Consider the following 22,981-nt stretch of genomic DNA (forward strand, 5'->3'; position numbering starts at 1 on the left):
AATATGACGTTGCGTTAGGGTCAATCATCTTTTTAAAAATTTATATCATTGTTGATCTTGTTTGAAGCAGCGGATTCAAGGAGTTATGTTTTTTTCGCAAATCGCTCAATTTTGTTACAGCTGGCCCGAACAACTGGCTATTTCCATTCGAAAAGAGTATCATGAGAACCAAACATAAACTGTAGTCAGAAAAGAGGTTGCTGAGGTTTGAGTGAACAAATCAATTGCAGGAACTGTCATGAACTGATTCCGTATCGTTCCAAAACGTGTCCATCTTGCGGGATTGAGAAGCCGCTTCCGAAAAAGGAACGTGTGAAGGATCGGGTGATTTTGGTTGTGGCAGGAATTGTTGTGGTGCTGCTTGCTGCAATGGTGCTTGGAATGGCAAATGCCTATATTGGGGTTTTTAAATAAACGAAAAAGGAGTTCCACGAGTGGGAACTCCTTTTTTGATCCGATCTTATTTGTTTTCAAATAAGCTTGTGGAATGGAGAGGCTGTACACGGGCTTTCGGGTCCATGTAAGCTTTCGCATTGTTGACAGCAGTTGGTGCTTCACCAAATCCGCTTGCAATCAATTTGACTTTTCCTTCATACGTACAGATGTCTCCTGCCGCATAGAAGCCTTCAATGTTTGTTTCCATTGTAGATTTCACCACAATGGAGTTCTTTTCGATTTCAAGGCCCCATTGTTTGATTGGTCCAAGGGAGGAAACAAAACCGAAGTTGACGATCACGTCGTCCACATCAAGCACTTGTTTTTTGTCGCCTTTGACTTCTTCGAGCACGATTTGTTCAATGCGGTCTTCACCAATGAGCTCAGTTGGTACATATGGTGTTAGTACATTGACTTTCGAGTTGTGCAGGTTTTCTACACTGTGCTCATGTGCGCGGAATTTATCGCGGCGGTGAATAATGGATACTTCTTTTGCGATTGGTTCAAGCATAAGTGCCCAGTCCACCGCAGAGTCTCCGCCCCCAAGAACGGCAACACGTCTGCCGGCAAATTGGTTCAAGTCATTAATGAAGTAATGCAGGTTGCTTCCTTCAAATGATTCTGCTGAATCAAGTTCAAGCTTTCTCGGTTGGAATGCACCGTTACCAGCTGTGATGATAATTGTTTTAGAATAATGAATCTCTTGATTTGTCACAAGTTTAAAGATCCCATCTGCCTGCTTTTCAACCGTTTCAACTGCCTGCTCTAAGCAAATGGTTTGATCGAATTTATCCATTTGTTCCTTTAAGTTATCAACTAATTCTTGTGCGCGGATTTTTGGAAATCCAGCCACATCATAAATATATTTTTCAGGGTAAAGAGCGGATAGTTGACCGCCGAGCTGAGGAAGGCTTTCAATGATTTTCACACTTGCCTGTCTCATGCCTCCGTAAAACGCAGTAAACAATCCAACGGGGCCGCCCCCGATAACGGTAATGTCATATACCTTAGAATCTTCTTGCATTCCTTTAATCCTCCCAAATGAAAATTGTTATCACTATATCATATCATACCACATATCGTCGTTTGACTTGTTTTGAAAAACTTGTCGTTTTTTGATGCCGAAGCTTTAGAAAGGAGGAAAAAGTGAGAAAGACCGTTTATCATAAGGATTTTCAGTTTAAAGCCTTGAAAATTGGAGCAGAACTCGCTATTATTGTTAAGGGAACTAAATATTAATTTTTTATGAATTTTTGTCGGATACGGTCAAATGCTTTCGTTTTATGTAGGTGAAAGTTCAGATTTTCACATACTTATTTTTTTGTTTAAATTTCATAAAATGCCGCAAAGCGGTTGAGAATAACGATATGTAATTCTTTATCCGTTTTACAGCAAATTTAAAAAAGGTGGATGTGATTCCAGTGAATAAACCGAAAATCGTTGTATTAGGTGCAGGTTATGGCGGATTAATGACTGTAACAAGATTAACAAAACAGCTTGGCACAAATGATGCGGACATTACTCTTGTGAACAAGCATAATTATCATTACGAAACAACATGGCTTCATGAAGCAAGTGCAGGTACTCTTCATCATGACCGCTGTCGTTATCAAATCAAAGATGTGATTAACAGTTCCCGTGTCAACTTTGTACAAGCAACAGTTGAAAGCATTGATAAGGAAGCGAAGAAAGTTGTGACATCAGATGGCGAACTTTCTTATGACTACCTTGTTGTTGCACTTGGTGCTGTTCCTGAAACATTTGGTATTGCAGGACTGAAAGAATACGCATTCTCAATCTCTAACATCAACTCTGCTCGTCAGCTTCGTGAGCACATTGAGCTTCAATTTGCGACGTATAATACGGATGCTGAAAAACGTCCAGAGCGTTTGACAATCGTTGTCGGCGGCGCAGGATTCACAGGTATTGAGTTCCTTGGTGAGCTTGGAAACCGTGTGCCTGAGCTTTGCAAAGAGTATGACATTGATCAAAAAGACGTGCGTATCATCTGTGTAGAAGCTGCGCCAACAGCTCTTCCCGGATTCGATCCAGAATTGATCGACTATGCGATGAACTACCTTCAAGGTAAAGGTGTTGAGTTCAAAATTGGTACAGCGATCAAAGAATGTACACCTGAGGGGATCATTGTTGGAAAAGACGATGATACAGAAGAAATCAAAGCTGCAACTGTTGTTTGGGCAGCAGGTGTACGCGGTAACCCAATCGTTGAAGAAGCTGGTTTTGAAAACATGCGCGGCCGCGTAAAAGTTTCTCCAGACCTTCGTGTACCAGAAAATGATGATGTCTTCATCATTGGTGACTGTTCATTGATTATCAATGAAGAAATCAACCGTCCATACCCACCAACTGCACAAATCGCTATGCAGCAAGGTGAAACAGTAGCGAAAAACCTTGCAGCACTAGTAAAAGGCGGTTCTCTTGAAAGCTTTAAGCCAGACATCAAAGGAACAGTTGCTTCTCTTGGTGAACACGACGCTGTAGGTGTTGCGTTTGGTAAAAAACTTCAAGGAACAAAAGCTTCTGCAATGAAGAAAATCATCGACAACCGTTCTTTATTCATGGTTGGCGGACCAGGACTTGTTTTGAAAAAAGGAAAATTCAAGTTCTTCTAAACCATCATAGACAAAAACGTGTATCCTCGTGATACACGTTTTTTTATAAGTTGTGGTGGTATATTTTCTCACTTGGTCATCGGCAGTAAAATATGTTATGATAAATTATCAGAAAATTTAGATTAAGGAGTGAGCAATATGAATGCACAAACAAAGGAAAAAACATCAATCTGTCAATATTGTTCAGGAAAAGGGTATTTTCAGCTATTGCTCGGCGGATCTGAAACGTGTGAGGAATGTAAAGGGACAGGAAAGAAGCGTTAATCGATCTGCTTTTTCCATTGATTGACTTCATCTCTATTTCCAAGTTAAACTAATGATGGGATATTTGGGGGTGGAGATGAAGTGATCAGTTTACCAGTCGTTATCATTTCAGTTATTTTATTTTTCGTGTTATTCTTCGGCATTGGCTTTTTGCTCAATATGCTACTGAGAATGTCATGGATTATGGCTATTTTATATCCAATTGTATGCCTTTTCATTATTAACAATCAAAAGATGATCGCTTATGTAAGAGAGCCTGGCACTGCTTTTTCAGGAATAGGAGACCGGATCGTCTCACTCGCTGCGGCAGATATCATCATCTTATTAAGCGGCCTGATCGGTGCAATCACATCAGGTTTTGTCATTAATGCACTTCGAAAAAGAGGGTATCAAATGTTTTAACTCACTTGTGGACACGCAAGTGGGTTTTTTTGTTTCTCCTTTGCATAGTTTCCATTTTGTTTGGAAACAAATAGATGGGTAGAGGAGTGACAAATAGAGATGAAAACATGGATGAAACGATTGTTCATGACCGCCCTATTCATGCTTGCACTTTTGACAAGCTTTACGGGCATATCTGGAGTCGAACCAAGTGATTTAGCTGTTTGGGTGAAAAAAACCGATGCGGGCAAGCAAGTATCTTCTTTTTTTCAGCAGCAAAAAAGGGAAACGATCGCACTCAAAAGTGAAGATTCGCGGGCTGTTTCTCTCGAAGAAGCCTTTAATTGGAACGATTACCCGAAGCAGAAAGTTGTGGCAACCGGCTATACAGCGGGTGTGGAATCAACAGGCAAAACGAAGGAACATCATGCATATGGCATTACATATTCAGGCGTCAAAGTGAAACGTGATTTATACTCAACAGTGGCAGCCGACCCATCTGTTTTTCCGATTGGAACGGTGCTGTTTATCCCAAACTATGGCTACGGTGTGGTTGCAGATACCGGGAAAGCCATTAAAGGTCATAAGCTTGATTTATACTATGAAACCGTAGATGATGTGTATAGAGAATGGGGTAAAAAAGTGCTCGATGTGTATATCATCAAAAAGGGTGAAGGGACGTTAACGGAAAAAGACTTAAATCAGCTTAATGAAGCAGAATCGATGCAGGTATTCCGTCAGCAGTTTCAAGCCAATAAAGAATAAAAAAGCTTTGGGCCGTTTAAGGTCCAAAGCTTTTTCGCTTCTACATGAAGTAATAATCTAAGATGAGTGTCAGCAAGATCCCTGTTAAGCCGCCGAAGAAGACTTCAATCGGCTTATGACCAAGAAGCTCTTTTAATTTCTTTTGCTTTTCTTTTTCTTCCGCATTCGGGAAATTCTTTGCTTCGGAAACAAATCGGTTAAAATCTGTTACAAGCTTGTTGAGAACAGTCGCCTGTTCTCCTGCCTGTCTGCGAACGCCTGTCGCATCAAACATCGTAATAATGGCAAAGATGGCGGAAATGGCAAAGATAGATGTATCTAGCCCGTGCTCTAAAGCCACTGCTGTTGAGAGTGCTGTTACTGCTGCGGAGTGTGAACTTGGCATTCCGCCTGTGCTTGTAATGAGCGACCAATCTAGTCGTCTAGAAATGATAAATTGAATCGGTACTTTTACAAATTGAGCAAAAAAGATGGCTGCAAGGCTGGCAAGCAGCGGAAAATTCGTCAGTACGCTCATGAACAAGAAACATCCTCTCTTTAAGAAAAAATATTGTGCGAAATGATGGACTAAAAATCCTAGTATGATGAAAAAATGATAGCAGTAAAAAATGCTGCCAAGTCCATGTTCATTATAACATTAAAGAAAGTAGATGTGGAACGAGGAGAACAAGGACAGGCTGCTCAGGTTTTCGCCGCTTTTTCATGATGCCCTTCCGCGTGTGAAAATATAAATGTTCATCAAGTAAAGACAGACTGGCAATGATCGTATAGGCACGCAAATTTTGATATAATAGAAGTTCCAATGTGAAAAATGGAGTTCATTAAGGAGCGTGTGATAAATATGTTTTTCTCGACAAATGAATTGCAGCATAAAGATACACTGGCGATCGGACTTTTTCAAAAGAGCCAATTATCAGGAAAAGCAAAAGAAATGGATGAATTACTCGAAGGAAGAATCACTGAATTATTAAAAGAAGGCGACATTTCATCCAAACGAAATCAGCTTTCGAAGTTTTTCCCATCCCCTGAAACAGGCATCAAACGCATTTATTTTGTCGGGCTTGGGAAGGAATCAGATTACACGTTTGAAGAGGCAAAAGAAGTGTTTGCCCATTTATTCAAAAAGCTTCATCAAGATAAAAAGCAAGCGGTTTCTGTCTTGCTGGATACGTTTATTGGAAAGGATCTGCCTGCTCAAGATGCAGCCCATGCCCTTTCTGAAAGCTGCCTTTTAGCTACATATGAATTACAGGATTTTAAACATAAAACAAATGAACCGGATCGTTTTATCGAGTTTGTTTATGCAACGACAGAGCATGATCAAGCTGAAATTCAGGCGAGTTTGAAAGTCGGCGAAGTGTACGGACAGTCAGTTAATTCGGCCCGTACCCTTGTGAATATGCCGCCGAACATGCTCACATCCTCTGATCTGGCTTCGTATGCGGCAGAGCTTGCATATAAATATGAATTTGAGATTGAAATTTTAGATAAAGAACAAATGGAAGAGCTCGGAATGGGCGGTATTTTAGCCGTCAATAGAGGCTCAACAGAACCGCCAAAACTCATCGTATTAAAATATCAAGGCAAGGAAGAATGGACAGACGTCATCGGCCTTGTCGGTAAAGGCATCACGTATGATACCGGCGGCTATTCTTTAAAGCCAAGAGCGAGTATGGTTGGCATGAAAACAGATATGGGCGGCTCAGCCTCTGTTCTAGGCGCAATGGAAATCATTGGCGAACTTCGCCCAGAGCAAAATGTCATTGCGGTCATCGCCTCAACCGATAATATGATCTCGGCAGACGCTATGAAGCCGGACGACGTGATTGTGTCACTAAGCGGTAAAACAATCGAAGTGCTCAATACGGATGCAGAAGGCCGTCTTGTTTTAGCAGATGGGGTGACATATGCGAAGCAGCATGGTGCCTCTGTCCTTGTAGATGTGGCCACATTAACAGGCGGTGTCATTGTGGCGCTTGGAAATGAGACAACAGGCGCGATGACCAATAACGATGAGCTGTACGCTCAGTTTAAAGAAGCATCAGAAGAATGCGGTGAAATGATCTGGCAGCTGCCAATCACGGAAAAAGATAAGAAACGAGTACGAAACAGCAAAATGGCGGATCTCAATAACTCACCAGGCCGTGATGGTCATGCGATCATGGCAGGTGCTTTCATTGGCGAATTCGCAGAGGAGACGCCTTGGGTTCACTTAGATATTGCAGGAACTGCAACAACAGAAAAACCTTCATGCTTTGGACCAACAGGGGCAACAGGTGTGATGGTGAGATCACTCGCAACATTTGTGGAACGATTTGAAGGAACAAAATAAAGGAGAAGGCTCTGCCAAGTGGCAGGGCTTCAGATTGTTGACAAAGAGCTAAAATGAACTTTATTTTAGCTCTTTGTCTTTTTCTTTTCAGCGTGATAGAAAACCTTTGAAGTCTAGGAAGGACGAGTACTGGAGCGGAGCGAATTTGACATTCGTGAGCACCAGCACGCAGGACTGACAAAGAATGCGAGGGTTTGTCTACACGCTGGGCTCTGCCAAGTGGCAGAGCTTTTTTATGTAGGACATACGCCATTTGACGAAGTTTTTTTTCTATGGTAACATACGTTGGTACTTTAATTATCTACTACATTAGTAAACTAAAGGATTTCGGGGGTTTCACCATGAATGCAGTTGTTTTAGCGGTTGTTTTAATGTTGATATTAAGCTTGCTGCGGGTCAATGTCGTGATTGCGCTGGCAATAGGTGCTTTAGCTGGCGGACTTGCAGGTGGATTAGGCTTGGGAGGAACAGTGGACGCCTTTACGGACGGACTCGGAGGAAATGCAACAGTGGCGATTAGTTATGCGTTACTAGGAGCATTTGCTGCGGCACTGACGAAAACAGGTCTTCCAGATGCCATGGTTGAAGGAGCAGTGAAGCTTCTAGGAAAAGAAGGCGATTCAAGACGGAAAACACTATCAAAAGTGCTCATCGTTCTTGTCATTTTGATCGTGTCTTGTTTTTCACAGAACGTCGTTCCTGTTCATATTGCCTTTATCCCAGTCTTAATTCCGCCGTTATTAAAGGTGTTTAACGAGCTTCAGATTGACCGCAGACTGCTAGCGTGTGTCATGACCTTCGGACTCACTGCACCATATATATTACTTCCAGTCGGTTTTGGACAGATTTTCCACGGAATGCTTCGTGACAATATGAAGGAAGCGGGTCTGACTGTAAACTTAGCAGATATTCCATATGCCATGCTGATTCCTGTTGCGGGTATGGTTCTTGGATTGATCGTTTCCATTTTTGTGTATCGAAAGCCGAAAGTATATGAGGATCGTGAAATTACAGATGTAGAAAAATCGGCTTATACGAAAAAAAGCTTATTCTTTGCCGGTCTTGCTATTCTCGTTTCGTTGATTGTCCAGCTTTATTTATCGCAAAGCCTTGGTGTGGAAGGAATGATCTTCGGTGCACTCTCAGGACTGCTTATCTTGTTTGTGACTGGAATGATGAAACGCGATGAAGCAGATGAACTGATTACATCTGGAATGAATATGATGGCATTTATCGGTTTTGTTATGCTTGTTGCCGCTGGATTTGCCAATGTTTTAACAAAAACAGGAGACATTGAATCTCTTGTCAAAGCATCTTCCCAATATATTGGCAACAGCCACAGCCTTGCAGCGATTTTAATGCTGCTCGTTGGCCTGGTTGTGACAATGGGGATCGGATCATCATTTGCAACGATTCCAATTATTACAACCATTTTTGTTCCACTTTGCTTACACTTAGGATTTAGTCCAATGGCTACTATTGCCATTATTGGCTCTGCTGCGGCTGTTGGAGATGCAGGTTCACCTGCAAGTGACAGTACGCTTGGACCAACATCTGGATTGAATATGGATGGACAGCATCACCACATTTGGGGAACTTGTGTTCCGACTTTTATCTATTATAATATTCCGCTTGTTCTGTTCGGCTGGCTTGCGGCGATTATTCTGTAAAATGAAAAGCTTGTAGAGAAAACGATGATGTTTTTTCTATAAGCTTTTTTGTTGTTCGTAGATGAAAAAATAATTAGGACAAAAGTATGAATTAAATGAATCTTTCTTCCTCTATCTTACGTATATATGCTGATAAAAATGAAAAGGGGAAGATGGGACATGTCATTTTTTAAAAAGCTAGCGGCAAGTGCTGGGATTGGTGCGGCAAAGGTAGATACCATTTTAGAGAAAAACGCTTATTATCCAGGACAAGAAGTAACGGGAACTGTCCATGTAAAGGGCGGGAAAATTTCTCAGGAAATACGCTATATCAATGTCAAGATTGAAACACAATATGTGATTGTGAAAGATGATGAAGAGCGTAGAAAATATGCGAACATCTATACTTTACGGGTAACGGATTCTTTTACCATCCAGTCTGGTGAAAAGCATGAATTTCCGTTTTCATTTATTCTTCCTATTGATACCCCGATGACGATTGGAAAAGTAGAAATTGCAGTAGAGACAGACCTTGATATCCAAGGTGGAATCGATAAATCTGACTATGACCGTATTTTCGTTGAAGCACATCCTTGGGTGAAAAATGTGCTGGAAGCCACTAGAAATTTAGGTTTTCACCTGAACGAAGCAGACTGTGAGCAAGCACCTTACTTCCAGCGGCGCCTGCCATTCGTCCAAGAATTCGAGTTCATTCCGACATCAGACTACTATCGCTATATGCTTGATGAGTTAGAGCTGATTTTTCTGATAGATGAAGGCGGATTAGACATTGTTTTCGAAGTCGACCGTAGAGCAAGAGGTCTGAGAGGCTGGCTTGAGGAGATGTATAATGATGGAGAACAGCTTGTACGCTACCGCTTCAGTCCATCAGATCTTGAAGATGTAGAAGTGCTTGAAGGAATGCTAGAAGAAATCATAGACCAATACGCTGAGTAATGAAGAAAAAAGAGCCTGAATGAAGACAGGCTCTTTTTTCTATGATACAGCTTCTTGTTTTCGAAAGGATGTGGCTTTGGAAACAGAGCGATAAATTTTAGGTGCCAGCATCGCAAGTAATATAGTCAATGCGTAGTCTTTTACCATAAACCAGATCATAAAGAACCATGTGGTTTGATAGGAAATCGGTGCATTAAGCCATACATTTAATGCGAGGTATGTATAGGTCGTTCCGATCACATACATCACGGTCGTACCAGCAATGGCTGCAAGCAAAAAGCGACCAAAGCCAGGATTTTTTCTTTTCTCTAGAATGAATCCAGCAAGCCAGGCAGCAGGGATGTACGATAGTACAAAGCCGCCGCTTTTCCCTAAAATGACCCCAAAGCCCGCAGAGAACTGGGCGAATACTGGTGCACCAGCAATTCCAACCAAGGCATAGACAATCATAGCTAATGCGCCAAGCCGTCTGCCGAGTAAGAGACCAGCAAGCACACAAAAAAACGGCTGCATCGTAAGTGGAATTCCGCCGACCTGTAAAAATGGCACAATGGATGTGATATTGGCTCCGATAGCCATGAGTGCAGCAAACATTCCCACTAGCACAAAGTCAGCAGTTCTTGTCTTCTTTTGCATGATGTTTCCCCCTGTCTTATCTGTACAAATAGATTAAGGGGAAGAAGGATTTTTGTCAACTTGTTTTTATTTTAGGTTAACAATAAAACCCGCCCATCAATAGGGCGGGTAGCTGATTAAGCTTCGGTCATAAAAGAGGCATCGATGGCTTTGCTGACAGGTACGTAATCATAGCCGAGATCACGAGCGACCGCTTCGTACGTGATATGTCCGTTCATCACATTGACACCTTCTGCGATGGCATTGTTTTCTCTAATAGCTTTTGCAGCGCCTTTATTCGCAATTTGCAGCGCATATGGAACAGTGACATTCGTTAACGCAACAGTTGATGTCCGCGGAACGGCACCTGGCATGTTGGCGACAGCATAATGTAATATGCCGTGTTTTTCATAAGTAGGCTGATCATGGGTTGTGATGTGATCAATGGTTTCGACAATGCCGCCTTGATCAATCGCTACATCCACAATGACAGAGCCAGGCTTCATTTGTTTCACCATTTCTTCTGTCACAAGCGTTGGTGCTTTGGCACCAGGAATCAGCACCGCACAAATAAGAAGGTCTGCCTCACTGACTGAATCTGCAATGTTGACAGGATTGGACATTAACGTTTTCATTTGATGGCCAAATTGGTCGTCCAGCTGACGCAGGCGTTCTGCGTTTACATCAATCAGGGTGACATCTGCGCCAAGTCCGATCGCCATTTTCGCTGCGTTTGTTCCAACAACACCGCCCCCAATAATGGTGACCTTTCCTCTTGATACCCCTGGTACACCTGCAAGTAAAATACCCTTTCCGCCTTTTGGCTTTTCTAAAAATTGAGCCCCAATTTGAGCGGCCATTCTGCCTGCTACTTCAGACATTGGTGTGAGAAGAGGGAGTGTTTTTCCGTCCGTTACTGTTTCGTAAGCAATGGCTGTAACGCCTTTTTGTTTTAATGCTTCAGCCAAGGAGGGCTCTGCGGCTAGATGCAGGTACGTAAATAAGATGAGTCCTTCTCTGAAATAAGGATATTCCTCAGGTAATGGTTCTTTTACTTTCATGATCATATCAGAAGATGCCCATACATCTTTCGCCTGATCAAGAATCTCTGCACCAACAGATACATAATCGTCATCAGTGAATCCGCTTCCAAAACCAGCGTTTGTTTCAATTAAAATCTGATGTCCAGCTGAAAGCAATTGAGAAGCTGCTCCTGGTGTTAAAGCCACTCGGTTTTCATTGTTCTTAATTTCTTTCGGAATGCCGATGATCATGTTTATTCCTCCTATGCTTATCTATTGATATTGTATGTCTAGTGTATCCGGAAAGTTTAGAAAATTCTTCGGTTGAAATAAAAAATAAAAAAACGCCTCTTTGTGAAATTTCACAAATGGACGTTTTTTAGTTTCATATCAAGGTAGATGGTCATTTTCTCATTCATGTTTTTTAAATCAATTTCTGCGATGTCTGTAATCCGTTTTAATCGATAATTTAAGGTATTGATGTGGATGTTTAATTGCTTTGCGGCAATATTGGCATTGCTGTCACAGTCAATAAACCGCTCAAGGGTTTCGACAAGGTTGGAATGATGCCTCAGGTCGTAATCCTCCAGCTTTGATAAAGAGTAACTGGAGTAAGAAGAGCCCTTTCGCTTCTCAGCAAGCACATCAAGATATTGATAAATGCCTAGTTCAGAAAAGCTGTTTAAACGTTCTGTTTCAACTGGAAAGCGTTCTTTCGTCTTTAATACAGCCAGTGCTTCTTTATAGGAAGGCTGAATTTGAGAGATGTTATCGTAAATTCCTCCAATTGCTGCCTGAACATGCTGAATATGATACCGGTCCGCAAGCTGCTGCAACATGCCGCTTGTGAATTGCTTAATATCTTGAAGCGGATGTTCTGTTTTTGGTGAGACAAGAATAATGAATTCGTGAAAATCAACAGTCGTTAACAGTACCTGTACTTGCTGTGTTGTTTCAAGCAGATAGGACAGCTTTTTTTCTGTCTCCTCTGTGAGTTCGTCACGAAGACGGAAGATGATGATGGCATATGTGTCTGGACATCTGATGCCAAGCCTTAAAAATAGGTCAAGCATCTCATCCTTTTCATGAATATGACCTGTGAGCATCTTCCAGAAAAGCTCCTGATTACGTTCTTCTGTTTTCGTTTTTCGAATTTGTAAATTGAGTAATTTGTTTTTCACGGCATGCGCTGCCATTTTGAGAAGGTCCATTTCTTCTTCTGAAAAAGGCTGTGCGGATTCAATCGCCCAAATAAATCCGAGCACTTCTTTGTCCTTCCAGATCGAAATGGCGACCCTGCTAGATAAACCCACCTCTGCAATTTGAGGGACACGAAGCGGTTCGTCTGTTTTAAGGAGTGTAGGAATGATGCCGTCCTTCCAAAGCCGATTAATGACTTTTTCCGGTACCCGGCGGGAGATAATGGTTGAAGTTCTGGCGGGATCAGTAAAATCATTGTGTGTGCTATATGCCAATAATCGATGATGAGTATCTTCTATAGTAATAGGGCAATTGAGCACATCACTAATTTGGTCTGCCACATCCTCTAAACGATCAAGACTATACTTAAACGGATCTGTCTTTTTTGTCATAAAAAACCCCTGCTTTTTCGAATATTTCACGTACTTACATTATGAAGAGAATGAGGTACGTAAATCAACAAAAAACTGCCATAAACTTAAAAAAACAAAAAGTGTGAGAAGCAAGTAAATGCATGTTGAAGCACGCTGAAAAAGAAATAGTACAATAATAACGTAGTAAAAAATCAATAGGCGGAAAGATCCACCGAAGCAGGTGGATACTTATTATGAATATATGACCAAAAAACTGTTAAATACTAGATAAAAAGCGAAAAAACAGTAATTCTATAGACTCATTTTGTAAAATAAAAACAGATTTGTTTGACTGTGTATCATTTCTGTTTTTATAATAATAACGTCAAAAAATAAGTGGATTAGCCCATTATATGGCGGCTATGCACGGGAGGTAATGAGGAATATGTCAGGAATTATTCGCGTAACCCCAGAAGAACTAAGAGCGACCGCTAAGCAATATGGTGTTGAAAGTCAAGAAGTGTTAAACCAAGTTGATCGTCTAAATAGAATGATCTCTGATTTAAAAGGAATGTGGGAAGGTGCTTCTAGTGAAGCATTTGCTGATCAATACGAACAGCTTAAGCCTTCATTTATCAAAATGTCTGATCTATTAACAGATGTCAGCAATCAGCTTGATCAAACGGCAAATACACTTGAAAGCACTGACCAAGACATCGCAAGCCAAATCCGCGGCTAATCAAAGGGATTTCCTTTCTAAGTGTGAAAAGCAGAAACAGCGCCGAGTCTGTCAATGGATGCCGGCGCTCTTTCTATTTTGTGAGGTGGAAATTTGTGTATATCGATATTACCATCGACTTAAAAAATTATGATGGCAGTGTGTTTGATTTGAGACTATCAAATTATTTACATATTAAACAAGTCATCCATATCGCCTGGCAGGCAAAACAAATCTCACTTCCAAAGCGAGAAGGCGGATGGGTGCGGGTAGTCAATAAGAAAGCTGTGTTTTCAGGCGAATATAAGCTGTCAGACTGTGGAATTACCACAGGAGACAGGCTGGAAATACTATGAAAGGACTTTTGTAAATGGCAGATAAAAAGAGTTCCTATTTAGAAGAACAATTAGAAGCAGTCATGAAAAAAGAGGGAGGCACCTATACCTTTATTTTTCAAAAAGAGACGATTAAACTCTTAGACGGTTTAGAAGCGGCACCGATCAAAGACATCAATCCTTCATTTCAGAAAGAGATTCAATTAACTGAAGATGAGGTCATCATTTCTATACAACCGCCTCCTGCCTATCAGGAATTTCGTTTCATCCATGCAAAGGATGAAAAAAGCAAATGGATTTTTTCATACCAGCTTGTCGATGCAGTTCTTAAACACGACGTGAAGCGGCTGCATCCTATTGTTTCTCCTGAAAACATTGTTTTTCATCAAGGCTTAGCTCCTGCATTTTTACATTATGGGGTTAAAGAAAGTATCCCGCCATATGAAACCGATGAGCATCGCCTGTTAAAAGAGGTCAAGGCTGTCGTTCTTCGAGTGGTTGACCATGAATATCAATTTCAAGAATATGTGGCTTACAATGAAACGTTGAAATTATCGGAGCTGGCAAAAGAAATTAGTGAAACGAAGTCGCTGGAAGAATTATCATCTTTGATTGAGCAAAAGATCAAAGCAATCGATGCGAAAGAAAAAACGCTCTTAACCATTCCTAAAAAGAAATGGAAGATCGAGCGATACATCGGATTAGGTCTGCTTGTCCTGTTAATCCCTGCATTGGTGTACACCATTTACACCTTCTTTTTTGCCATGCCAAAACAAGAAGCATACGTCGAGGCAAACAAATATTATCTCAACAAGCAGTACAGTCAAGTGGTGGATACGTTAGAGAAGTATCCAGCCAATCAAATGCCAGTCTCTCTTCAATATGAACTGGCCATTTCGTATGTACAAACGAACCAAGGCAGTTTGTTGCTTGATCAGCATAAAAAAGAAATCACAGAAACGTACACATTACAGACAGATCCGCAATACTTCCTATTCTGGATTCATATTGGACAAGGCAATAGCAAGGAAGCACTTGATATTGCACGGGTGCTTGGAGACGACAGGTACATATTTACGGCACTCGTCGCCTATCGCAATGAAATTCAAAACGATGACAGCCTTTCTGCTGAAGAAAAACAAAAACAGCTAGATCCGATCATTAAGGAAATGGCGAAATATGAAGAAAAAGAAACAACCGAGACAAGCACAAGTGACTCCTCAGACGCAAGCCAAACAGATGAAACAGCTGAACAAAAAGAGCAGTCAAAAGCCGATCAAGAGAAAAAAGAGAAAGAATCTGAAGCGAAAAAGAAAACCTCTCAGACGAAAAAAGATGAGAAAAAATAATTTTCGATACAACTGACAGTTGGTGCTGTCCCATGAGGAGGTGGAGCGTTTGAGTCTTCTTTGGGTTTTTTATGAGGAGGATTATCAAACTGTCCGTTTAGATGAGCAGTTCAATCGAGAAGCTCTGATTGGACCTGAAATAGAGCATACAGTGACAATCCCTTCACTTTCGTTTGATGAAGGGGTCATTCGTTTATCTCCTGATGAACCGAATGATGGTTTTACTATTTATCAGGGAGATGAGAAGAAAGGCAAATTACTTCCACATGAACCATATCAGCTTGGTTCACTCACACTTATTTTAATGGATGCACATCATGATCAACATATTTATTACCTAGGAAATAGAGTGGAGCTGTCTTTTTCACGTGAAGAGAAAGATGAGATTGATGTGTGGAAAGAACAAGCTCATTCCATGTTTCAAGATGCCAGCCAGTTCACTTTAGAGAAAATCGAAGGAACATGGTATGTCATGCCTCAGGACGAGACGATTTACGTGAACGGAAAGAAAATCCACGGTCCCGAGAAGATTTATGCAGGAGATGAGCTGTTCTGGAACTTTCTGACGGTGACATTTAAAGATGATGATTTATTACAGGTGACAGCTTACGAACCCTTTCATACACGTTTGGAAAAAACAAGACCGCCAAGTACAGAAACAAAACAAAAATACCCTTCATACAGGCGTACACCACGTTTGATTTATGATTTGCCAGATGACCGGGTATCCTTTAGCTTTCCTTCGCAGGAGAGTGAAAATAACAGCAGAGGGCTTTGGCTTGTTGTCCTTCCGCCGCTTGTGATGCTCCTTGTGATGGGGATTGTTGCCCTTATCCAGCCGCGTGGAATCTTTATTATCGTGTCAATGGCGATGTTTATCATGACGTTAATTACATCGTCCGTTCAATACTTTAAGGAAAAATCACAGCGCAAAAGACGAGAAGAGAAGCGGCAGCGTGTCTATTCTCTTTATTTAGAAAATAAACGAAAAGAGCTGCAGGAGCTGTATGACCGCCAGCAATATATTTTGACGTATCATTATCCGTCATTTGAACAAATGAAGTATTTAACATCAGAAATCAGCGGACGCATTTGGGAAAAGACGCTTGTGAGTGACGACTTCTTGCACCTGCGTCTTGGAACAGGCGCAGTCCCATCAAGCTATGAATTATCGATGAGCGGCGGCGATATGGCCAATCGAGATGTTGATGACTTAATGGAACAAACGCAGCACATGCAAAAAGTATATCGTGAAGTGAAGAATGTCCCGATTACATTCGGTCTTGCGGATGGTCCAACAGGATTAATAGGGAAGCCTGCGATTGTGAAAAATGAGCTTCATCAGCTAGTTGGACAGCTTGCTTTCTCGCACAGCTATCACGATTTGAGATTTGTCTTTATCTTTCATGAGCAGGAGTATGAGAATTGGGAATGGATGAAATGGCTTCCGCACTTCCAGCTGCCTCATACATATGGCAAAGGGTTTATTTACAACGAACAAACACGCGATCAGCTGTTGTCCTCTATTTATGAAATTTTACGCGAGCGTGATTTAGAAGAAGAAAAAGAGAAGAAAATCTTTACGCCTCATTTTGTGTTCATCGTGACAAATCATGAGCTCATTGCCGAGCATGTGATTTTAGAATACCTAGAAGGCAGCCGGACAGATCTTGGTATCTCCATCATTTTTGCAGCAGAAACAAAGGAAAGTTTGGCTGAAAATATTTCGACGCTTGTCCGTTATATTAACGAAGAAGAAGGAGATATTCTCATTCAGCACAAGAAGGCAGTACGAATTCCGTTTCAGCTTGATACACATCAGCGCGGGGACAATGAACTGTTTGCCAGAACACTGAGAACATTAGATCATCAAGTCGGTATGACCAATTCGATTCCTGAGACGGTCTCATTCCTTGATCTTTTCCATGCCAAACAGGTAGATGACATTGGCATTCGTGAAAAATGGCTGACTTCAGAAACGGCCAAATCATTATCAGTTCCAATTGGTTATAAAGGGAAAAACGACATTGTCGATCTGAACCTGCATGAAAAAGCACATGGCCCGCACGGACTGTTGGCGGGAACAACGGGATCAGGGAAAAGTGAATTTTTACAGACGTATATTTTATCGCTCGCTGTACATTTTCACCCGCATGAAGTTGCTTTCCTATTGATTGACTATAAAGGGGGCGGAATGGCGCAGCCGTTTCGAAATATTCCTCATTTACTTGGAACGATCACCAATATTGAAGGCAGCAAGAACTTTAGTGAAAGAGCGCTTGCCTCAATTAAAAGTGAATTGAAGAAAAGACAGCGGCTGTTTGATCAGTATCATGTGAATCACATCAATGATTATACGAAGCTTTACAAGGAGAAAAAGGCTGAGCAGGCAATGCCTCACTTGTTCTTAATCTCTGATGAGTTTGCTGAATTAAAAAGTGAAGAGCCAGACTTTATTAGGGAGCTTGTCAGCGCTGCACGTATTGGCCGAAGCCTCGGGGTCCATCTCATTTTGGCTACCCAAAAGCCAGGCGGGGTCATTGATGATCAGATTTGGAGTAACTCCCGTTTTAAGGTCGCACTAAAAGTACAAGATGCGTCAGACAGTAAGGAAATTTTGAAAAATAGTGATGCAGCGTCCATTACCGTCACAGGCCGCGGTTATTTACAAGTGGGCAACAATGAAATTTATGAATTGTTCCAATCGGCTTGGAGCGGTGCACCATATATGGAAGATGGCTACGGCTCAGAAGATGACATTGCCATTGTGACAGATACTGGTCTTATTCCGTTATCAGGGGTAAGCACAGAGCCAGCAGTGAAAAAAGAGACAGTGACGGAGATTTCCGCTGTTGTGGATGAAATTGAACGTATGCAGCAAGAGCTTGGAATTGAGAAGCTGCCAAGTCCATGGCTTCCACCGCTTGAGGAACGTATTCCAAAAACACGTTATGCTTCGAGTGAAGAGCATGTCTTCCATTTTGCGCTTGTCGATGAACCAGATCAGCAAAGCCAGCATCCACTTTCTTATCAAATGATGGAAGATGGGAACATTGGCATCTTCGGTTCCTCCGGCTACGGCAAATCACTTGCTGCCACAACACTGCTGATGAGCTTTGCGGAGAGGTATTCACCTGAAGAATGGCACGCATATATTTATGATTTCGGAAACGGAACATTGCTTCCGTTAGCCAAACTGCCGCATACGGCGGATTATTTCTTAATGGATCAGATGAGAAAGATTCAAAAATCAATGAAGCGTCTGCGGGAAGAGGTTGAATATCGCAAGCGCTTATTCAGACAGCAAGAAATGAGTCATATCAAAATGTACAACGCCTTAAATGAGAAAAAGCTTCCGTTCATTTTTATCGTGATTGACAACTTTGACATTGTCAAAGACGAAATGCATGATCTCGAATCTGAATTTATTCAGCTGAGCCGTGACGGACAATCACTAGGTATATACTTCTTGATTACAGCAACCCGGGTAAATGCAGTGCGTCAATCGCTGATGAACAATCTGAAAACAAAGATTGTCCATTACTTAATGGATCAAGGAGAGGCGTACTCGATTATTGGCAGACCGAAATTCAGCTTAGAGCCGATCCCAGGACGAGTCATTATTAACAAAGAAGAGCTTTATTTTGCGCAAATGTTTCTGCCAGTTGAAGGAGAGAACGATCTCGAATTGTTTGAGCATTTGAAACAAGAGATACAGCTTCTTCATGACCGCTTTGAAGCATCCGAAAAACCAAAGCCTGTGCCAATGCTTCCTGATAAGCTGACAGTTTGGGAGCTTGAGAGTCGTTTAGATGAACAAAAACCGCCATATCACATTCCAGTCGGATTAGATGAGGAATCTGTGGCACCTGTTTATTTTGACTTGAAAAAGAATAAACATTGCCTCATTATCGGTCAAACGCAGCGCGGGAAAACAAATGTGACAAAACTGATGCTCGATCAGCTTTTAGTGGCAAAGCCTGAAAAGCTGGCTGTCTTTGATTCAATTGATCGGGGTCTATCCCATTATGCAAAAGAAGAGAACATTGATTACCTTGAAACAAAAGATGATATCACCGAATGGGCAGAAGAAATGGACCGCATATTCAAGGTGCGGGAAGAAATGTATGTCGAAGCTGTGCGCCAAGGGGAGACCGATCAGCTGTCATTTCCTCAAATTGTGCTTGTGATTGATGGCATTACGCGTTTTCAGCAGACGATCGATCCGCGTCTTCAAGATCAATTGGCAGATTTCATGAAGTCATATGCACACTTAGGCTTCAGCCTGATTGCATCAGGGAATCATACCGAGTTTAGTAAGGGCTATGATGCACTCACAAACGAAATCAAACAAGTTCGTCATGCTATGTTACTCATGAAAAAATCAGAGCAAAACATCATACCGCTTCCGTATGCAAGACAAGAACCAGAGATTCAGCCAGGCTTCGGGTATTTGGTTGAAAACGGAAAAGAGAAGAAAATCCAGGTTCCTTTATGTGCGGTAGAAAGGAAGAGTGTTCAATGACAGAGCAGCAAAAAAGCTCCATCAAAATCGTATCCACCATGATATTGATTCTTGTGCTGCCGGTTTTATTTTTCCACCTGATTGGAGATGACCCGGCAAAACAGAAGAAGAATGCCACGCGAAATATTGCAGTGGTCAATGAGGATATGGGAGCGAGCGAAAGTGAAAACACGGCTCGTTTCGGACAGGATGTTGTGGCAGCATTGTCAGAACGTCCTGATTATACATGGACTGTAGTGAATCGCAGTGCGGCGGAAAATGGACTGAAAAACAGAAGATATGACGCTGTCCTTTATATTCCGTCTGATTTCTCTAAAAATGTGCTGAGCTATGATAAAGACCATCCTGAAAAGGCGTCCATCCAATTTTCGATTCAAGATCAGCTCAATGCAGTCAATAAAGAGAAAGTGCAGAGAGAGCTGGAAAATGCGCAAAAGAAAATGAATGAACAGATGTCGACGCTATACTGGAGTTTTGTATCACAGGAAATTGGCAATGTGAGAGAAGAATTTGAGCATATTGTCGGCAAAGAAGTTGAATTCCAAAACACGATGTACAACTTCTATAAACCGAACTCAAACAAACTATCAGATGCCGTCCAGCAGCAGAAGAAACAAATAGAAGAATTAAAAAATGCGATGGCCGATTCACAGAAACAATATAAAGACGGCTTGAGTACAACAGAAGAAGCAAAGAACCAATTAAAGGACTTTGTGAAAGTAGTCGATCAATACCAGCAGTATCAAGATAAACAAAAGGATCTCTTGATCAAAGCGCAATCAACAAGCCAAAAGCAAATCCAGCAAGGGCTCAAACAACTCGCTGACATTCAAAACCAAAATGCCCGCAGCTTTAGTGATCAAATGGGCGGACTCAAAACAGACATCAACGGGGTACAAAGTCAGCTGAAAACAACGGACAGCGCCATCCAATCTGTTCAAAAGTCGAGAGAAGACGTTATTCCTAAGCAATCCACGGGGTTAACGGAACTTGTGAAGACGTCTCAGGAAGAACTGATTAGAAATTATGAAGCTCAATATCTTGCATACATAGGGGATAAAATTATTCCATTGCAAGAGCAATTGAAAGTTTCGAGAAAGGCCTTGCTTGAAGCAGAGAAACCGAAAGAGGATCCGAATGAGGATTCGAATAATCAAGGTGAAGACCAAAAAGACTCGACAGACGATTTGAAAATCGATCTTGAAGAAGAGACGAAGAAATTAACTGAAATCTCAACAGAAATAAATCAAGTGGCAGATGATTTGTCTGGAAATGAAGAAACGCCACCTACTTCAGAAAATGGTGAAGAAAATCCAGAACAAACTGGGGAAACCCAATCAACGTCAGTTCAATCAAAAGAGCAACTGAAAGCACTATCCCTAAGATTAGAAGAAGTGAGAAAGAATATTGAGGAGAAAACTACAGCTCATAATGATCAATTACAAGGGAAAGTCGATCATTTGAGTGAAGAATTAAAATCTTTAACAGAAAAAATAGGCAAACTAGAAGAAAAAATAAAAAGAATAGAAACTAGCAACAATAAAAACATACGTGATATAAAGAATTCCATTATCAAACAAGAATCTGCTATTTCAAGAAAATTAGAACGAATAAAAACAACTCAATCTCCATTAAATCAATATACATCGAAATTGGATAAACTTGTGGATTTTAATACAGAATCTGAAAATGCGGCTGAATTATTAAAGTATTCAAATGAATTAGCACAGTATGAAGCCTTACTTAACAGCTTCTACCAAAAGAAGGATCCTTCTTCTTTGGTCGACACCAAACCAGATGAAATCCAGTCCATCCTCTCCATCAAAAAAGAAGAAACAGAAAACTGGGATAAGCTCAAAAACCAGATGCTGACATCAAACGATGATGTGTCTACTTTTATTGATGAGATGCAGAAGTTTTCAGATGGTTATGCGGAGTACATTACGACTCAGCAGGCAAGCATGGAACAGGAGTTACAGACAATCTCTGAAAGTGCCGACAATGTAGCTGAGCAAATGGCTGATCAAGGAGATGCGGTGTATACGGCAGATCTTGCAGGCAGTTCAATAGTTGTCAGTGCACAGGATTCAATTGGACAGGAAGTGCTTCGTCTTTCTGAAAATATGAGTTCGTTAACCGACCGTCAAAAAGGGGTGGCGGATTATACGAATAACATTGAAGAGAGTGTCACAACAGTTCAAGAAAAAGCAGATACGCTGAATGAAAACTGGAGCAAGAATGTCGACTCTACAAAGCTTGTTCAGCAAGATTTAAAGGGTATTTTAGGAAATACATTAAGTGATCAAGGCAACAGCAACTATGTGTATAACCATTTAGCCAATCCGCTGAAAATCAGCGGCGATGTGCCGGAAGAAAAAACGCAGACTGTACCGCCGGTCGTCATTTTGGTCATTGTGATGATCAGCAGTTTGTTAATTGGCTTTTTCAGCTCGTATTATGCGTCAGCTCCGATGCTGGTCAAAGGTGCACTGTTTGGCATCTTGAATCTATTAGTCGGACTCATGATCAGCTTGTTTGGACTGAACATTTACAAACTAGCAGATGATCAAGCCATTCAATGGTCGATCTTCACCATTTTGTTATTAGTGGCGTGCTCTGCTTTTATTCGCACGGCCTTCCTATTCGGTTCTATTGCCGGGTGGATGGCAGCAACAGCGCTGATTTTCTTCTTTGTCGCACCGTTAATTGATTTGGTGATGCCGAATTTCCACTTTACCAATCCAGTGACAGACGTGTACCTGTCGATTCAATATGGAAATGGAGACACCTTTGGAATGGGCGTCACAGGGTTAGTGATTTTAACTGTTCTTTTCATGGTCGTACCGCTTGTGAAAAAGCTATGGAAAGATAAAACAGAGGAACGTGATGTGACTCATGAAGCTTAATCTATTCGTGAAAGGGACGGCACTCGTTGCCGTTTCCCTTTTTCTCCTCATCCCTGCTGCTTTCGCTGCTGATGAAGATACGGATACGAATGTCAAGCCGAATGAATATCAGGAAAAGGAACTCAATATTAACTCGAGTATATTGAGGGATCAAACGAAATACGAACAAAGCAAAACGACATCAAAAATCAAAACAGACATTCATTTTGCTAAACCGCCTAAAGCCCCGGGGGGATCTCTTTCTCCGCAGCTATTTAGTGATCTAAAGGAGAACCCGCCCAAAACACCAGCTCGTATGATGAAAGAGATGAATATCTCTTTTAGTGATTCGGCTGTATCAGCACCTTCTGAGGATGAACATGAGAAGCAGACATCGGCACTGCTTCCGATGATCTTTGGTTTCTTGATAGCCCTTGGTCTCGTTGTGATGATCATCCTGATTCCAAAGGTGAATGTGAAGGCTGAAAAGAAATAGTCTGTCTCTTTTAATAGAGGCAGGCTTTTCTTTATGCAGATTGCTTGCTGTCATACCGTTTCACTAC

General features: G+C 41.4%; 19 protein-coding genes. 14 read left to right on the top strand and 5 right to left on the bottom strand.

All coding sequences use genetic code 11. The annotated features are described in order from the left end of the window. Positions 1-207: 207 nt before the first annotated feature. Complete coding sequence (locus JJ692_RS06265; protein ID WP_024423352.1) at positions 208-414, top strand: hypothetical protein; 207 nt, start codon at positions 208-210, stop codon at positions 412-414. Positions 415-460: 46 nt separating this feature from the next. Here the strand turns inward: JJ692_RS06265 and yumC are convergent, their stop codons facing one another. Next, entirely contained in the window at positions 461-1,459 is a 999-nt protein-coding gene (gene yumC / locus JJ692_RS06270) for a ferredoxin--NADP reductase 2 (RefSeq protein ID WP_024425964.1), read from the bottom strand. A gap of 391 nt (positions 1,460-1,850) precedes the next feature. Here yumC and JJ692_RS06275 point away from each other — a divergent pair, with 391 nt between their 5' ends. The 4 genes from JJ692_RS06275 to JJ692_RS06290 all read left to right on the top strand — a co-directional run bounded on the left by JJ692_RS06275 (position 1,851) and on the right by JJ692_RS06290 (position 4,478). Continuing rightward, entirely contained in the window at positions 1,851-3,068 is a 1,218-nt protein-coding gene (locus JJ692_RS06275) for an NAD(P)/FAD-dependent oxidoreductase (protein WP_024423350.1), read from the top strand. A 138-nt stretch (positions 3,069-3,206) separates the two neighbouring features. Beyond that, on the top strand, positions 3,207-3,332 hold the full coding sequence (locus JJ692_RS06280) for a YuiA family protein (protein ID WP_157834354.1): 126 nt from the start codon (positions 3,207-3,209) through the stop codon (positions 3,330-3,332). Between the two features lie 81 nt (positions 3,333-3,413). Next, positions 3,414-3,734 carry a YuiB family protein gene (locus JJ692_RS06285; RefSeq protein ID WP_024423349.1) on the top strand — a complete coding sequence of 107 codons (321 nt, stop codon included), beginning with the start codon at positions 3,414-3,416 and terminating at the stop codon, positions 3,732-3,734. A 99-nt stretch (positions 3,735-3,833) separates the two neighbouring features. Continuing rightward, complete coding sequence (locus tag JJ692_RS06290) at positions 3,834-4,478, top strand: 3D domain-containing protein (RefSeq protein WP_024423348.1); 645 nt, start codon at positions 3,834-3,836, stop codon at positions 4,476-4,478. A gap of 40 nt (positions 4,479-4,518) precedes the next feature. Here the strand turns inward: JJ692_RS06290 and JJ692_RS06295 are convergent, their stop codons facing one another. Beyond that, positions 4,519-4,995, bottom strand: a complete 477-nt coding sequence (locus JJ692_RS06295) for a divergent PAP2 family protein (protein WP_024423347.1) — start codon at positions 4,993-4,995, stop codon at positions 4,519-4,521. A gap of 324 nt (positions 4,996-5,319) precedes the next feature. Between JJ692_RS06295 and JJ692_RS06300 the strand changes: the two genes are divergently transcribed. The 3 genes from JJ692_RS06300 to JJ692_RS06310 all read left to right on the top strand — a co-directional run bounded on the left by JJ692_RS06300 (position 5,320) and on the right by JJ692_RS06310 (position 9,416). Continuing rightward, positions 5,320-6,810: a leucyl aminopeptidase gene (locus tag JJ692_RS06300; protein WP_024423346.1), complete on the top strand. Its 1,491-nt coding sequence runs from the start codon at positions 5,320-5,322 to the stop codon at positions 6,808-6,810. 341 nt (positions 6,811-7,151) lie between these two features. Then, the gene (locus JJ692_RS06305) at positions 7,152-8,480 is read left to right on the top strand and encodes a Na+/H+ antiporter family protein (RefSeq protein WP_206534345.1); all 1,329 of its coding nucleotides are present in this window, start codon (positions 7,152-7,154) and stop codon (positions 8,478-8,480) included. Between the two features lie 159 nt (positions 8,481-8,639). Further along, on the top strand, positions 8,640-9,416 hold the full coding sequence (locus JJ692_RS06310) for a sporulation protein (RefSeq protein ID WP_206534346.1): 777 nt from the start codon (positions 8,640-8,642) through the stop codon (positions 9,414-9,416). A gap of 39 nt (positions 9,417-9,455) precedes the next feature. Here the strand turns inward: JJ692_RS06310 and JJ692_RS06315 are convergent, their stop codons facing one another. The 3 genes from JJ692_RS06315 to JJ692_RS06325 form a co-directional block, all read right to left on the bottom strand. After that, the gene (locus JJ692_RS06315) at positions 9,456-10,052 is read right to left on the bottom strand and encodes a biotin transporter BioY (RefSeq protein WP_034282595.1); all 597 of its coding nucleotides are present in this window, start codon (positions 10,050-10,052) and stop codon (positions 9,456-9,458) included. Between the two features lie 116 nt (positions 10,053-10,168). Continuing rightward, a complete protein-coding gene (gene ald, locus JJ692_RS06320; RefSeq protein WP_025094176.1) occupies positions 10,169-11,305 on the bottom strand; it encodes an alanine dehydrogenase in 1,137 nt (378 codons plus the stop codon). A 110-nt stretch (positions 11,306-11,415) separates the two neighbouring features. Further along, the gene (locus tag JJ692_RS06325; protein ID WP_024423341.1) at positions 11,416-12,645 is read right to left on the bottom strand and encodes a sporulation transcriptional activator AdeR; all 1,230 of its coding nucleotides are present in this window, start codon (positions 12,643-12,645) and stop codon (positions 11,416-11,418) included. 406 nt (positions 12,646-13,051) lie between these two features. On the opposite strand from JJ692_RS06325, the gene JJ692_RS06330 reads away from it, so the two are divergent. The 6 genes from JJ692_RS06330 to essA all read left to right on the top strand — a co-directional run bounded on the left by JJ692_RS06330 (position 13,052) and on the right by essA (position 22,914). Beyond that, positions 13,052-13,345, top strand: a complete 294-nt coding sequence (locus JJ692_RS06330) for a WXG100 family type VII secretion target (RefSeq protein WP_003213769.1) — start codon at positions 13,052-13,054, stop codon at positions 13,343-13,345. Between the two features lie 95 nt (positions 13,346-13,440). Beyond that, complete coding sequence (yukD, locus tag JJ692_RS06335) at positions 13,441-13,680, top strand: ESX secretion system protein YukD (protein WP_003213579.1); 240 nt, start codon at positions 13,441-13,443, stop codon at positions 13,678-13,680. Between the two features lie 14 nt (positions 13,681-13,694). Then, the gene (gene essB / locus JJ692_RS06340; protein ID WP_206534347.1) at positions 13,695-15,008 is read left to right on the top strand and encodes a type VII secretion protein EssB; all 1,314 of its coding nucleotides are present in this window, start codon (positions 13,695-13,697) and stop codon (positions 15,006-15,008) included. A 49-nt stretch (positions 15,009-15,057) separates the two neighbouring features. Beyond that, entirely contained in the window at positions 15,058-19,533 is a 4,476-nt protein-coding gene (essC, locus tag JJ692_RS06345; RefSeq protein WP_206534348.1) for a type VII secretion protein EssC, read from the top strand. Beyond that, entirely contained in the window at positions 19,530-22,439 is a 2,910-nt protein-coding gene (esaA, locus tag JJ692_RS06350) for a type VII secretion protein EsaA (RefSeq protein ID WP_206534349.1), read from the top strand. The genes essC and esaA overlap by 4 nt, the downstream gene beginning before the upstream one ends. Further along, complete coding sequence (gene essA / locus JJ692_RS06355; protein WP_073207254.1) at positions 22,429-22,914, top strand: type VII secretion protein EssA; 486 nt, start codon at positions 22,429-22,431, stop codon at positions 22,912-22,914. The genes esaA and essA overlap by 11 nt, the downstream gene beginning before the upstream one ends. Positions 22,915-22,981: the final 67 nt, after the last annotated feature.

Origin of the sequence: Bacillus sp. 3a, assembly GCF_017161885.1 — a bacterium.
In the GTDB taxonomy this organism is placed as follows: domain Bacteria; phylum Bacillota; class Bacilli; order Bacillales; family Bacillaceae; genus Bacillus; species Bacillus safensis.